We start from the raw sequence: 12,767 nt of genomic DNA on the forward strand, positions 1-12,767 counted from the left end.
GACCTACCAGGAGAGACGCACCATGAATCTGCGCAGCGACCAGTGGTACGGCACGGGAGATCGCAACGCGTACATCCACCGCGCGTGGATGCGACGCGGCGTGCCCTCCGACGCGTTCGGAGGGCGCCCACAGATCGCGATCGCGAACACCGCGTCGGACCTCACCCCGTGCAACGCCCATCACCGCGACATCGCACAGTTCGTCAAGAACGGCATCTGGGAGGCCGGCGGCGTGCCCCTCGAACTCCCCGTGCCGTCCTTGGGCGAGACCCAGATGCGGCCGACAGCGATGCTGTGGCGGAACATGGCTGCGATGGCGACCGAGGAGATGCTCCGCGCCAACCCCATCGACGGCGTCGTGCTCCTCGGCGGATGCGACAAGACGATCCCCGCCCTGCTGATGGCGGCGGCTTCGGTCAACATCCCCGCCGTCGTCGTGCCAGGCGGCCCCATGCAGTCGGGGACGTTCCGTGGCAGGACACTCGGTTGTGGCACTGACGTCTGGCGGCTGAGCGAAGAGGTGCGCGCCGGCACCCTCAGTGAGGAGGAGTTCCAGTCCTCCGACTCCTCGATGATCCGCAGCGCCGGGCACTGCAACACGATGGGCACGGCATCGACCATGGGGCTGCTGGCCGAAGTTCTCGGTGCGGTCCTGCCCGGGCTCGCCGGGACTCCGGCCGCGGACGCGCGATTGCGCGAGGGAGCCCAACTGACCGGCCGGCTTGTCGTGGAGATGGTCCAGGACGACCGCCGCCCGAGCACGCTGTTCAGTGCAGGCTCCTTCCACAACGCGATCGTCGCGCTGTCGGCCCTGGGCGGATCGACCAACGCTGTCATCCATCTCCTCGCGATCGCGGGACGGTTGGAGATCCCGCTGTCGATGGCGGACTTCGACCGGATCGGTTCAGCGGTCCCGCTGCTCGTGAATCTTCAGCCGGCCGGCACTCACCTCATGGACGACCTCTACCGCGCCGGTGGCCTCCTCTCGGTGCTCAAGGAGGTCCGCTACCTCCTCGACCCCGAGGCCCTGACCGTCACCGGCCGGACACTCGACTCATACCTCGACGCCGCTGAGGTCTGGGATCGCGAGATCATCCGGACCGCCGACGAGCCGCTGCTCCAGGAGGCGGGCATCGCCGTACTGCACGGCAATCTCGCTCCCTCCGGCGCGATCATCAAGCCCGCAGCCGCGACACCGCACCTGTTGACGCACCGCGGCCGGGCCGTCGTGTTCGACAGCGTCGAAGACTTCGCGGCGCGCATCGACGACCCCGCCCTCGATGTCGACGCCGACTCGGTCCTCGTACTGCGAGGCTGCGGGCCCAAGGGCTACCCAGGAATGCCCGAAGCATCCAACATGCCGCTGCCGAAGAAGCTCCTCGCACAGGGAGTGCGCGACATGGTGCGCGTCTGCGACGGACGGATGAGTGGTACCGCATACGGAACCGTCGTGCTCCACGTCAGCCCGGAGTCGGCGGTCGGCGGCCCGCTCTCCCTCGTCAGGACTGGCGATTGGATCGTGCTGGACGTCCCGGCACGACGCATAGACATCGAAGTCGCCGACGAGGAATTGCAAAGGCGCCAGCCGTCCGCAGGCGCAGCCGCAGCCTACGCGAAGCCGACCCGCGGATGGGAACGGCTCTACATCGATCACGTGCAACAGGCTGACACCGGCGCCGACCTCGACTTTCTCATCGGATCATCCGGCTCCGTCGTGGCTCGCGAATCCCACTAGTCGCAACGGACACCCGGGACTTGGCCGAAGCTGCCTCAGCGTGTTCCGGCTGCGGCGGCTCGCAGTCCTGGCTCACCCGCGGTCCGGAGGCGAACCCTCCATCCAGATCGTCAGCCGCCAGCCCGACTCCCCGCTCGACGGGACGACGGCGTAGTCGCCCGGTTCGGCCTCGTCCAGGACGAAGACGCGGCCGAGCATGGGTTCGATCCCGATGCTGCGGTACGGGTGGTTCGCCGGCCAGCCGCCGAGGTTGCGCCACAGAGCGACGGAGATCGGCTGCTCGCCCTCGGCTTCGAGGTGGAAGTGAAGGCGGTGGTGACCGTCCTCCACCGCGAGGGAGGGGGTGGAGATCGTCGCGGCGATCGCCGTGCCGTCGGCCGGGCCGAGCCGGTTCAGCGGGAATCCTGCTGGGGACGGCCACGGACCTTCGAGGTAGGGCGCGCGGGTCGGCCAGGGACTCAGGAGGCGGGGGCGATCTTCCCGGAAGATCCTGGTCGGCGTGCCGACCGGGGCTTGGAGCTGGGCTTCGTCCGACAGGTCGAGCAGCCCATGGGCGGCCCAGATGAAACGGAAGCCCGGCTCGGCGGCCAGGCGGTAGTCGGCAACGATCGCGCCGTCGACGACGCAGATTGTACGAGAGAGGGCGAATTCTCCAGTCCGCACCTTGAGGCCCAGGCCGAGACCACTGCCGACGGCATCACCTGGACCGGTGCGGTCACGGCGCGCTGCCCAGGTGGGTTTGGCTGCACCGGCCTCGGCGCTGCAGGTGGCCGCCCCGGCCGCCTCCTGGGCCGACCATGGCAGCGCCCACACCGAGCCGTGGTCCGGCGACCCGCTGATGGTGGGAACACACTCCTCCAGCCCGCCCGCGTCGGCGAATTGGTCACCTGGGCGGGCCGTGGCGCGGCGGGGCTCATCGCGTGACCACAGCCATTCACGGCCGCCGCCGGTCAGGGAGGTCCAGCGGCCGCCGTACTCGGGGTCGGTGGTGACGCCGAGCGGGATCCGAGAGGCCATGTGCGTACTCACCAGTTCGTGTAGGTGCCGTCGGGACGGTGCAGCGGGGAACGCTCGGCGGGGCGGGGCTCGGGGGCGGCGCGTGCGGCGGCGAGGTCGATCTCGACCCCGAGACCGGGCCGCCCCGACGGGGTCAGGCGGCCCGCGGCGGAAGTGAAGCCGATGTCGAAGAACTCAGGTGTGGTCTGGCCACCCCCGGCTCGCTCCGAGCCTCGGGCCGACATCCGCGTCTGCTCCTGCACGCGGACATTCGACGTCGCCAGGTTGAGATGCAGTGCGGCCGCTGCGTTGACCGGCCCACACGGTACATGCGTCGCGATGTCGATGTAGTGCGTCTCGCACCAACCCGCGATCTTCCGCGCCTCGGTGATCCCGCCGGCGATGCCGACGTCGATCCGGGCCACATCCACCAGGTCCTCCTCGACCAGCCGTCGGAATTCCCACTTGGACCCCAGTTGCTCGCCGGCCGCCAGCGGCACAGCGGTCCGGGAACGCAGCATCCGATAGGACTCCAGCCCCTCGGCCCGCAGCGGATCCTCGACGAAGTACGGCCGCGCACCCTCGACCTCCCGGCACAGAGTCACCGCATCGGCGGCCCGCAGCCGGGTGTGGACGTCGATGATCAACTCGACGTCGTGGCCGAGCGCGGCGCGCGCGCTGTGGAACCGTTCGATCGTCCGGCGCAGCACGGTGCCGGGTTCGCCGACCGGGTCCGGGGGAGCAAAGCGGAGGTGCCGCCAGCCGTCGGCGACCAGGGCGCGGCAGGCCGCGAGGAACTCGGTCGGTGGGGCGTTGTCGCCGGGCACGTGGGCGTAGCAGGGCACGTAGTCCCGGACCCGGCCGCCCAGCAGTTCGTAGGTGGGAACGCCGAACCGCTTGCCGGCGAGGTCCCACAGGGCGACGTCCACGGCCGCGACGGCGGACGCCACGATCCGGTCGGCCGGGTAGAAGCCGTTGCGGGCCATGGTCTGCCACAGGTGCTCGATGCGGGACGCGTCCTGGCCGATGAGCAGCGGCCGCAGATGCTCCAGCGCCCCGCGCACCGCCAGGTAGCGGTCGCGCAGACCGATCTCGCCCAACCCGTGCAGGCCGGACTCGGTGTGCACCACGGCCAGCACCATGGCCTGGTCGCCGTCCGGCAGGGTCAGGATCTCGACGTCAGTGATCTTCATCGGTCGGGCCGCTCCGTTCTGCCGTACCTGACTGGGATCGGCCCAGAAGCTGCCGTCGTCGATGCGCGGCATCGCCAGTTGGGGAGAAGATCGACGCCGCGGGAGGTGAACCGGATCATGCCTCCCCCCACCACGAGCGATAGAAGGGATCGTCCGGGCCGATCGAACCGCGCTCGACCGGCTGAGCGGTAAGCGCGGACTTGTACAGGCTGGTGAGGAACTCGGTGGTGCGGCGTGCATCCGTCGCGGTGTGCTCCGGCGGCTCGCCGCGCCGCATGGCGGCCACGACCTTCGCCAGCTGCGGCGTCTGATGTGCGGCGACCGCCGCTCCGATCGTGTCCCATCCCGGGGCGGCCGGCGGCTGATCGGGGGCCGCGGTGAACTTCCAGTGCTCGTTCCGGTATTCGTACAGGTGCCGCAGCTCGACACTGGCCTGGCGGCAGTCGATCCGCAGGTAGGACTCCTGGCTCGCCGACACCACGCTGTTCACGATCGAGGCCTGCGCCCCCGAGGCGAAGGCGACGTGGGCCAGCGAGACGTCCTCGGTCTCCAGTGGCCGGTCCACGGTGGCAATCCGGGCGCTGACTTCGGCCCAGTCCGGCATCAGCCACAGCAACAGGTCCATGGCGTGGATCCCCTGGGTGACTGTGGCCCCGCCGAGTTCCGTCGCCCGTCGGCCCCGCCAGGGCGCAGCGTAGTAGTCGGCCCCCCGGTACCAGGTCGTCTGGCACAGGGCCAGCAGTGGCGGTCCGATCCGGCCGCTGCGCATAAGCGCCCGGAGATGGGTGGCCCCGGAACCGGCGCGCCACTGGAAGACCGGGGCGCAGAACCGCCCCGTCGCTTGCTCCGCCGCCAGGATCCGGTCGTGATCGGCCAGCGACCCGCACAGCGGCTTCTCGCAGTACACCCACGCCCCGGCCCGCAGGGCCGCGACGGTCAGTTCGGCGTGGGTGGCGGACGGCGTGCAGATCAGGACGAGGTCCGGCAACTCGGCGGCGAGCATCGCGAGCGGGTCGTCGTAGTCGGCCGCGACAGCATGGCGCGCGGCGAATTCCGCGGCCCGCGCAGAGTCCGCGTCCGCCACGGCCACGAGCTCGAGGTCCTTGCTCGCCGCACGCACCGCAGGGATGTGGGCGTCCTCGGCGATGCTGCCGGCTCCGATGATCGCCGTCCGGTACGGCCGTGCCATGGATGACTCCTCATATCGCCGATGGCGATGCTCAAGGTGCGGTGGTGGTGAGCTGGACTCCAGAATTAAAGCGTTAACACGCTATGTCAAGCATGGGCCGGTGTCGACCAGTTCAAACCTGGCGAACTCCGAACCTGACCCACCGCAGAACTCGTATGCGACGACAGGTCCATGATGCGGATGCCGGGTGGGCACCGCCATTGACACTTTAACGTGTCATAGCTAGCGTCGGCGCCGTTCGCCCGCCCTCCTGCGAGCGGGAACCTCGTCCAGGAGGACCGTCGTCTTCGGTGATTCCGTTCACGTCGGATCAGCCCGCAAGAGGCGTTTCAGCATCAGCCGTGGACGGGGGGCGGAAGCACCGCCGTCACCCTCGCCGCGGACCGATCCCCAGTCGCCTACAAGATCGCGCAACCCACTGATACTCGGAAAGGCCAGAGGGAACCACATGCTCGACTACGACATGCCACTCGAAGAGCTAAGGACCTACCGCGCGGACATCGAGGCGCCGGGTGACTTCGACGCCTTCTGGGCCGCCACCCTTGCCGAGGCCCGGCAGTTCCCGCTGACCGCAGTCTTCGAGGAGGTCGACACCGGGCTCGTCGGAACCCGCACCTACGACGTCACTTTCGCCGGGTTCGGCGGCCACCCGATCAAGGGCTGGTTCACCGTCCCGGCCGCCGCGACCGAGCCGCTGCCACTGGTCATGCACTACGCCGGCTACAGCGGCGGACGCAGCCTTCCGCACGTCTGGGGCCTGTGGCCGCTGGCCGGCTATGCACACTTCATCATGGACACGCGCGGCCAGGGCAGCGGCGGCAACGTCGGTGACACGGCCGACCCGGTGGGTTCGGGCCCTGCGGGAGCCGGGCACATGACGCGTGGCGTCCTCGATCCGGAGCAGTACTACTACCGGCGCGTGTACACCGACGCGGTGCGGGCGGTCGAGGCCGCGCGCTCGCATCCCCTCGTGGACCCCGCGCGCACCGCGGCCGTCGGCGCCAGCCAGGGCGGCGGCCTGACACTGGCGGTCGGAGCCCTGGTGCCTGACCTCCTCGCGATCGCGCCGGACGTCCCGTTCCTGTGCCACTTCGACCGCGCGGCGTTCGCCTCGCCGACGAACCCGTACCAGGAGATCGCGCTCTATCTCAAAGCCCACCGCGACCACGTGGAGCCCGCGTTCCGCACCCTGGCCTACTTCGACGGCGTGCACATGGCGGCGCGTGGCAAGGCTCCCGCGCTGTTCTCCGTGGGGCTCCAGGACGAGGTTTGTCCGCCGTCCACGGTGTTCGCCGCCTACAACGCGTACCAAGGGGAGAAGGACATGGCGGTGTACCCGTTCAACGCGCATGAGGGCGGTGGCCCGTTCCAGGAGGCCCGGGTGCTCCGCTGGATCACGAAGTACCTCGCGCGATGAGCCTCCTCCTCCGCGATGCCCATCTGACCTACCCGCACAGCAACGGCTTCCACGCGGACGGCGACCGCGTCGCCCTGGTCCGCTACGACCTTGACGCGGCCCGGATCTTCAGCGTCCGGTGGCGGCCCGATGAGGCACGGGACGAGCGGGTGCTGCACGAACTCCCGCCCGACGGCTACGGAACCGACGCCCTGGTCCTCCCCGACTTCGCCCGCGACACCGGCCGGATGGCCGTGGCCCACGACGACGTGCTCTGGGTCGCCGACCCCGGCGGTTCGCTCGAACCCGTGTGGCGGGCGCCGGCCGGTCTCGCGCTAGACCACCTGCTGAGCCTGACGCACGACGGGTCGCGCGTCGCCGTCGGCACCGAGGGTCACAACACCTGGTCGGGCTGGGAGATCGAGGTGTCCACGGGCACGGCGACGCGCGTCTTCCAGAAGACCTGGTGGGCGAACCACATCGCCCGCAGCCCGTACGACGAGCGGTGGATCGCCTTCAGCCACGAGGGAATCGCGATCCAGACCCCCGACCGGGTCTGGGCCTGGCACCCTGAGCGGGCCCCGAACGGGATGTGCGTGCTCGATCAGTACGAGATCTCCGAGAGGCCCGGCGCGTTCGTCGCCGTGGGCCACGAACGGTGGTGCCACCACGACCTTGCGGTGGTCGCCGTCGCCTACGGAGACAGCGAGGTCGGGCCGCGCGGCCTCTACCTCGCAACCCCTGACGACCGCCCGCCGCGGCTGGTCAGCGCCGGCGACCGGTACTGGCACTGCGACGTGAGCCGCGACGGCCGGTACGCCGTCGTCGACACCACCGGTCCGACCGACGCACCGGGGCGCGGCTGGCAGAACGCCGGCGGGGTCTCCGACGTCCTGCTGGTGGACATGGCCGACGGCGCGACCCGCCGGCTGGCCCGCACCCAGGCCACCCGGCACCCATGGCATCCGCACCCGGTGTTCGCGCCGGACGGCTCCGCGGTGCTCTTCAACGACCTCGGCACCGACGAGCGGGGGACGGTCGTCGTATCGCTGTGAGTCCCGACGCGCTGCGCGAAACCGCTACTCACAGAATGAGGACACGAGCCGATGAAGGCCGAACAGGTCACCCGGGCCGGGGCGTATCACGGGGAAGGCCCCGTGTGGTGGCCCGACTGGGGCGGCTTGGTCCACGTCGATATGCTCGCCGGCGACCTGCTGCGCATGGACGGTTCGGGCAATCTGCACCTGCGGCATGTCGGCACCGTGGCCGCCGCGCTGCGTCCGCGCGCAAGCGGCGGAATGGTGCTGGCGCGGGAGCGGGACGTGGTGGTCGCCGAGACGCTCGACGGGCCTCTGCGGGTCCTGGCCGTCGTGGTCGAGGACCCGGATTTGAGGTGCAACGAAGGGTGCTGCGACCCCGCAGGCAACTTCTACGTCGGTACGCTGTCCCGCTCCGGCGCCTCTGACCGCGCCGCCCTCCACCGGGTGCTTCCTGACGGCACGGTAGACACCGTGGTCACCTCCGTCTCGCTCTCCAACGGGCTCGGCTGGACGGCCGACGGCGACTGCGCCTACTACGTCGACACGCCCACCCGGCGGATCGACCGGTTCGACCACGCGCCGGACGACGGGCTGTGCAACCGGCGACCGTTCGTGTCCCTGCCGGAGACGGCCGGACTACCCGACGGACTCGCGGTGGACGCGGAAGGAGGTGTCTGGGTCGCGATGTGGGAGGGCTCCGCGGTTCGGCGCTACTCGGCCGGCGGCGTGCTCGAGGAGGTGATCCAGCTGCCGGTCCGCAAGGTCACCGCCTGCGCATTCGGCGGGGAACAACTCGACGAGCTGTACATCACCACGTCCCGAGCAGGGGAAGACTCTCCCCACCCAGCCGCAGGAGCGGTCTTCCGTGCGGAGCCGGGTGTCCGCGGGCTGCCCGCGACGACCTTCGCCGGCTGAGCAGACCCGTAACGGGCGAGGGCGATCGACCGGCACGGCCAGCAGCGGACTCGCACGCAACGCACGCGCCGATTTGGCACCGTCCCCCGCCACGGCCTCCACAGGGCGCCGGCCGATCGTGCCCGGATGGCCGGCGGTCAGGAACCCGGCGGCCTCCGGCGGGCCAGGCGAGCGGCAGCGACGTGCCGGTCACACAAGCATCCGCCCGCCGCGGGGCGGGTGCGGTAGCGGAGGCCGGCGTGCGTGGCGAGATGTCGTCATGCCCGGCGCAGCGACTCCGGCAGAAAGCCCATACCTGGCCGTTGCCGCGACGGTGTCCAACAGGTGGTCATAGATCGCACATCATGAACTCCTTGTTCAACCTTGTTCGACGGCAAGGAAGTTCTATGCATACCCTTCAGAGGCCCTGACGCCGGGAGGAGCCGCGTCCACCCGCCGTTCTCGGCAGCAATGTCGGGCAACGGGCAGGGGGCCGCACATGATCACCGAGCCGGAACTGGCAGGCGACGACGCGAAGGTGGACCGCAGCGAGAAGAACTGCACGGGGGCAGGCGTCTCTCGCCCCAACCGCCCGCCGCCCGGTGGACGGGTACACGGATGTGGGTGGTGGCGACGGCCGCAGTTGTGGCGACCTCCATGGTCTGGACCGCGGTGCTCATCGTCACAAGCCCTGGCCGTACGCATGAGCAGAACCTCCACGGCTACCGCATACCCGACAGCACCTGCACTGCCGCGAATCTCCAGCCCTTCACCGAGACCCTGGGGCTCCAGCAATTCGACGCCGATCCCGGGTTGGTGTTCAGGGGGCGGCCCTTGAGCATGTGCGCGAGCGGGTCGTCAAATACCGGCCGGTGGGTCTGCCCGAACCTGTTCCAGCTTGCAGTGAACGCTGCCGCCCACGGCCAGGTCCGGCCGCTGAGCAGGGTGCGATGGCAGCCGCTTCGACGATCTGGGCTGAACTGCTGTGGCCAACCGTCCCGGGGGGGCCGGGCGGTTGCCCACAGCGTCTTGCGAGAGGAGATCAGAAGAGCAGCGTGTAAATGCTCCAGTTGGTGCCCACCTGGGCCTTGGGCGCCCAGACCGCGGGCTGCTTCCTGTGCCCTGGTAGAGGTAGAGCAGGCCGTTCGCGTCCCGGGTGACCAGGTCCGGCTTACCGTCGCCGCTCCAAACCCCAACCCCGATCATGGAGTTGTACGCACTCCACCCGGCAGCCGATCTGTACGCGGGCGGCGCACGGTGCAGCAGCGTTGCCGGTGCCGTTGTAGAAGTACAGGATGTCGGTGGTGTCACGGGCGGTCAGGTCAGCCTTGCCGTCACCGTCGAGGTCGCCGACGCCGTTGAGGGCACAGGGGGCGATTCGCAGGGCGTGGCGACTACCGGGCACGTTCACCGCTGTGCTCCGCTCCTCGATCACGCGGCTGGGGCACCTCGGGGTGGCTTCGGCTCTGCATCCGTGACGGGCCGATGGCCTGCGACGAACATCTCGACGAGTCGCTGCTGCTGCTCGGAGGAAGCCTGTTCCAGTTCGGAGGTATCGTCGCCGAGGACGATGCGCGCCTTGCGAAGGCGCCGCGTTGCGAGCCAGGTCTCCACCATCTGCAGGGGCTCCGCGCAGAGCGATCGGCGACAGGGTGACTGCTAGCGCACCGACGGCGATCGCCTCCATGGGCTTCGCGCCCGCTGACACGTCCTCCGAGCGCACGAACTCCACGTCGTCGACGTCGGTCTCCAGCAGATTCGCCCTGAGTTGGACGGTCAGCTCGTCCAACTCGACCTGATCGCTGTCGGGCTCGCCCTCGAACGTCAGCCTCATCACGCGCCCGCTGTCCACGGCATCCCCAGCAAGCGGCCGACAACCCGTCAAGCCTAACGGTGAGGGGCGGGATGCGTCCTGGAGCCCGAAGACATGGCGCCGGCCGGCACGGCGTGGTCGAAGGCGACGGCGTCGGTCAACAGGGGCTGGAATCCGAGGGAGCCGCCCAGCCACCGGGCGCCGTGCCTCCGGTTTCCTACTGCGCTGTAACGCGCGGACCGCTCACCCGGCGGCCGCGTGCGCGGTACTCCGTCCGTCCATCCGCGCCCGGCGAGGTCCGCAAAGTGCGCGGACTGCCGCTCACCGGACTTACCCCCGGTCAGTTCCTCCCGACGGTCAAGGCGGCAAGCACAGGCCCGCTATCCAGTTCTCTGGGGCAACAAAATGAACGCCGAGGCGGCTCGACTACGGTCGGCACTCAATGACACGTGTCACGTGATGCGCACACGACCAGCCCGCTGACCTGCGGAAATACAGGCATTCGCCCGTGCCTCTCACAAGTTCTCACATTCGAACCCGGACAATACAGACACCAAAGGCCGCCCCCGCATAGCGGAAGCGGCCTCTGACCTGCACAAACACCGTCGGGACGACAGGATTTGAACCTGCGACCCCTTGACCCCCAGTCAAGTGCGCTACCAAGCTGCGCCACGTCCCGGTGCTTGGTCGGTTCGGGGGCTTGCCCCCGGGGTGACCTTGCACGAGAACAATACCGCACCTCGGGGGGTGTTCGCGCGCACCCTGGGGGCGGGGGGCGGAGGTAGGGGGAAGGGCCCAGGCGGGTTGAGTAGGGGTACTCATGTGGGGCGGGTCACAGGGGCGGGATCGTGGGGGCATGTCGAAGGTGATTCCTCCGCAGCAGACGACGGCCGCGTTCGCCGTCCAGGCTGCGATCTCGTTCGCGCTGTCGCTGGGTGCGATGGTGGTGGGAGTGGCCTATCTGCCGGTGGGGGCCTGGATTCGGGCTTTCCTGGCCGTGGGGCTGCTCTATGTGGTGACCTCGGCGTTCACGCTGGCCAAGGTCATCCGGGACCGGCAGGAGATCGGGCAGGTCACGAACCGGGTGGACCAGGCCCGGCTGGACAAGCTGCTCGCCGAGCACGACCCCTTCAAGGTCGAGGGGGTCTGAGACCTGGTCGCCGGGTCGCCGTGCCAGGGGACGGCGGGCGGCCCGGCGGCCACTCCGGGAACGGGGCGACCAGAACCACTTCACCCCACCTCCGGGTCGTCCCCGAGCAGATACCGGGCCCCCGAGCCGAGCCGGGCCGCCACGTCCGCGGGATTGGACAGGCTGCAGCGGCTCACCGACAGGCAGCCGCATCCCACGCACTCGGTGAGGCGGCCCCGCAGCCGCTGCAACTCGGCGATCTGCTCGTCGATCCGTTGCTGCCACGCCGTCGCGATGCGGTTCCACTGCGCGGTCGTCGGCACGTGGTCCTCCGGCAGCTGGGCCAGCGCCTCGCGGACCTCGTCCAGGCTGAGGCCGATGCGCTGGGCGGCGCGGATGAAGGCGAGCCGGCGCAGGGTCGCGCGGCGGTAGCGGCGCTGGCCGCCGGCGGTGCGTTCGGCGTGGATCAGGCCGACGTCCTCGTAGTAGCGCAGGGCGGACGCGGCGTGGCCGCTGCGGGCGGCCAGCTCGCCGATGGGGAGCAGGTCGCGCGAAGTGAGCTTCATACACACCGAGCGTAGCGCTTGACCTCAAGCGGGCTTGAAGTTGCACAGTCGTCGCCATGGCAACCATGACGGGGACCCGCCCACACTACGGGTACGACGACCTGCGCGGACTGATGTCGCGCATGACCGGGGACGAGAAGCACGGACCGGCCGCCACCTCGACGCTCGACGTCCTGTGGGTGCTCTACGACCGCGTGCTCCGGGTCTCCCCGGAGACCGCGGACGACCCCGGGCGCGACCGCTTCCTGCTGTCCAAGGGCCACGGCCCGATGGCGTACTACGCGGTGCTGGCCGCGCGCGGCTTCCTCCCCGAGGAGTGGCTCACCGGCTTCGGGGCGTACGACTCGCCGCTCGGCCACCACCCCGACCGCACGCTGGTGCCGGGCGTGGAGATCGGCTCGGGCTCGCTCGGGCACGGCCTGGCGCTCGGCGCGGGCAGCGCGCTGGGCCTGCGGGCGCAGGGGCTGACCGAGCCGCGGGTGTGGGTGCTGGTCGGCGACGCCGAGATGGACGAGGGCAGCAGCCACGAGGCCGTGCAGTACGCCGGCGCCGTCGGCCTGGAGCAGCTGAACGTGGTGGCGGTGGACAACTCCTCGGCGACGTACGGGTGGCGCGGCGGGCTGGCCTCCCGGTTCGAGGCCGAGGGTTGGTCGGCGGTGACCGTCGACGGCCGCGACCACCAGGCCCTGTTCGAGGCGTTCATGGCGCCGCATCCGGGGCGCCCGCACGCGGTCGTGGCCCGGGTCGAGCCCAAGGACGCGGCGAGCGCCGCCCAGGCCACGCACGTCACCGGCAACGCCAACCACTAGGACACGG

The 12,767-nt window shown here is 70.1% G+C and carries 13 protein-coding genes and 1 tRNA gene; 7 read left to right on the forward strand and 7 right to left on the reverse strand.

The genetic code is table 11. The annotated features are described in order from the left end of the window. The first annotated feature begins 22 nt into the window (after positions 1–22). Positions 23–1,735, forward strand: a complete 1,713-nt coding sequence (locus ACH4TG_RS17575; protein ID WP_398243202.1) for an IlvD/Edd family dehydratase — start codon at positions 23–25, stop codon at positions 1,733–1,735. A 72-nt stretch (positions 1,736–1,807) separates the two neighbouring features. Here ACH4TG_RS17575 and ACH4TG_RS17580 read toward each other — a convergent pair whose 3' ends face one another. The 3 genes from ACH4TG_RS17580 to ACH4TG_RS17590 form a co-directional block, all read right to left on the reverse strand. Then, a complete protein-coding gene (locus ACH4TG_RS17580; protein WP_398243203.1) occupies positions 1,808–2,752 on the reverse strand; it encodes a hypothetical protein in 945 nt (314 codons plus the stop codon). An 8-nt stretch (positions 2,753–2,760) separates the two neighbouring features. Beyond that, positions 2,761–3,924: a mandelate racemase/muconate lactonizing enzyme family protein gene (locus ACH4TG_RS17585; protein ID WP_398243205.1), complete on the reverse strand. Its 1,164-nt coding sequence runs from the start codon at positions 3,922–3,924 to the stop codon at positions 2,761–2,763. 115 nt (positions 3,925–4,039) lie between these two features. Continuing rightward, on the reverse strand, positions 4,040–5,113 hold the full coding sequence (locus tag ACH4TG_RS17590; RefSeq protein WP_398243206.1) for a Gfo/Idh/MocA family protein: 1,074 nt from the start codon (positions 5,111–5,113) through the stop codon (positions 4,040–4,042). Positions 5,114–5,561: 448 nt separating this feature from the next. Here ACH4TG_RS17590 and ACH4TG_RS17595 point away from each other — a divergent pair, with 448 nt between their 5' ends. The 3 genes from ACH4TG_RS17595 to ACH4TG_RS17605 are packed head-to-tail and all read left to right on the forward strand — an operon-like array spanning position 5,562 to position 8,464. Then, positions 5,562–6,530, forward strand: a complete 969-nt coding sequence (locus ACH4TG_RS17595; RefSeq protein ID WP_398243207.1) for an acetylxylan esterase — start codon at positions 5,562–5,564, stop codon at positions 6,528–6,530. Beyond that, complete coding sequence (locus ACH4TG_RS17600; protein ID WP_398243208.1) at positions 6,527–7,564, forward strand: hypothetical protein; 1,038 nt, start codon at positions 6,527–6,529, stop codon at positions 7,562–7,564. Before ACH4TG_RS17595 ends, ACH4TG_RS17600 begins: the two co-directional genes overlap by 4 nt. A 51-nt stretch (positions 7,565–7,615) precedes the next feature. Further along, positions 7,616–8,464: an SMP-30/gluconolactonase/LRE family protein gene (locus ACH4TG_RS17605; RefSeq protein WP_398243209.1), complete on the forward strand. Its 849-nt coding sequence runs from the start codon at positions 7,616–7,618 to the stop codon at positions 8,462–8,464. Positions 8,465–9,614: 1,150 nt separating this feature from the next. Here the strand turns inward: ACH4TG_RS17605 and ACH4TG_RS17610 are convergent. Both ACH4TG_RS17610 and ACH4TG_RS17615 read right to left on the reverse strand, forming a co-directional pair. Then, positions 9,615–9,878: an FG-GAP repeat domain-containing protein gene (locus ACH4TG_RS17610; RefSeq protein WP_398243210.1), complete on the reverse strand. Its 264-nt coding sequence runs from the start codon at positions 9,876–9,878 to the stop codon at positions 9,615–9,617. Beyond that, positions 9,875–10,060, reverse strand: coding sequence for a hypothetical protein (locus ACH4TG_RS17615; RefSeq protein ID WP_398243211.1), 186 nt, complete (start codon positions 10,058–10,060; stop codon positions 9,875–9,877). Before ACH4TG_RS17615 ends, ACH4TG_RS17610 begins: the two co-directional genes overlap by 4 nt. Positions 10,061–10,095: 35 nt before the next feature. Here ACH4TG_RS17615 and ACH4TG_RS17620 point away from each other — a divergent pair, with 35 nt between their 5' ends. Continuing rightward, positions 10,096–10,242 carry a hypothetical protein gene (locus tag ACH4TG_RS17620; RefSeq protein WP_398243212.1) on the forward strand — a complete coding sequence of 49 codons (147 nt, stop codon included), beginning with the start codon at positions 10,096–10,098 and terminating at the stop codon, positions 10,240–10,242. Between the two features lie 619 nt (positions 10,243–10,861). Here ACH4TG_RS17620 and ACH4TG_RS17625 read toward each other — a convergent pair. Next, positions 10,862–10,935 (reverse strand) — tRNA-Pro (locus ACH4TG_RS17625). Positions 10,936–11,112: 177 nt separating this feature from the next. On the opposite strand from ACH4TG_RS17625, the gene ACH4TG_RS17630 reads away from it, so the two are divergent. After that, the gene (locus ACH4TG_RS17630) at positions 11,113–11,406 is read left to right on the forward strand and encodes a YiaA/YiaB family inner membrane protein (protein WP_398243213.1); all 294 of its coding nucleotides are present in this window, start codon (positions 11,113–11,115) and stop codon (positions 11,404–11,406) included. An 80-nt stretch (positions 11,407–11,486) separates the two neighbouring features. Here ACH4TG_RS17630 and soxR read toward each other — a convergent pair whose 3' ends face one another. Beyond that, the gene (gene soxR, locus ACH4TG_RS17635) at positions 11,487–11,951 is read right to left on the reverse strand and encodes a redox-sensitive transcriptional activator SoxR (RefSeq protein ID WP_398243214.1); all 465 of its coding nucleotides are present in this window, start codon (positions 11,949–11,951) and stop codon (positions 11,487–11,489) included. Positions 11,952–12,007: 56 nt separating this feature from the next. On the opposite strand from soxR, the gene ACH4TG_RS17640 reads away from it, so the two are divergent. Further along, positions 12,008–12,760, forward strand: coding sequence for a transketolase (locus ACH4TG_RS17640; RefSeq protein WP_398243215.1), 753 nt, complete (start codon positions 12,008–12,010; stop codon positions 12,758–12,760). The last annotated feature ends 7 nt before the right edge of the window (positions 12,761–12,767 follow it).

It is taken from the genome of Streptomyces sp. NPDC020917, from assembly GCF_044333795.1.
In the GTDB taxonomy this organism is placed as follows: domain Bacteria; phylum Actinomycetota; class Actinomycetes; order Streptomycetales; family Streptomycetaceae; genus Actinacidiphila.

Excerpts from the sequence above, each read along its gene's own strand:
- ACH4TG_RS17590 (WP_398243206.1), bottom strand. The coding sequence starts at position 5,113 with ATGGCACGGCCGTACCGGACGGCGATCATCGGAGCCGGCAGCATCGCC.
- ACH4TG_RS17585 (WP_398243205.1), bottom strand. The coding sequence starts at position 3,924 with ATGAAGATCACTGACGTCGAGATCCTGACCCTGCCGGACGGCGACCAG.
- ACH4TG_RS17600 (WP_398243208.1), top strand. The coding sequence starts at position 6,527 with ATGAGCCTCCTCCTCCGCGATGCCCATCTGACCTACCCGCACAGCAAC.
- ACH4TG_RS17595 (WP_398243207.1), top strand. The coding sequence starts at position 5,562 with ATGCTCGACTACGACATGCCACTCGAAGAGCTAAGGACCTACCGCGCG.
- ACH4TG_RS17615 (WP_398243211.1), bottom strand. The coding sequence starts at position 10,060 with ATGGTGGAGACCTGGCTCGCAACGCGGCGCCTTCGCAAGGCGCGCATC.
- soxR (WP_398243214.1), bottom strand. The coding sequence starts at position 11,951 with ATGAAGCTCACTTCGCGCGACCTGCTCCCCATCGGCGAGCTGGCCGCC.
- ACH4TG_RS17640 (WP_398243215.1), top strand. The coding sequence starts at position 12,008 with ATGGCAACCATGACGGGGACCCGCCCACACTACGGGTACGACGACCTG.
- ACH4TG_RS17575 (WP_398243202.1), top strand. The coding sequence starts at position 23 with ATGAATCTGCGCAGCGACCAGTGGTACGGCACGGGAGATCGCAACGCG.
- ACH4TG_RS17630 (WP_398243213.1), top strand. The coding sequence starts at position 11,113 with ATGTCGAAGGTGATTCCTCCGCAGCAGACGACGGCCGCGTTCGCCGTC.
- ACH4TG_RS17580 (WP_398243203.1), bottom strand. The coding sequence starts at position 2,752 with ATGGCCTCTCGGATCCCGCTCGGCGTCACCACCGACCCCGAGTACGGC.
- ACH4TG_RS17605 (WP_398243209.1), top strand. The coding sequence starts at position 7,616 with ATGAAGGCCGAACAGGTCACCCGGGCCGGGGCGTATCACGGGGAAGGC.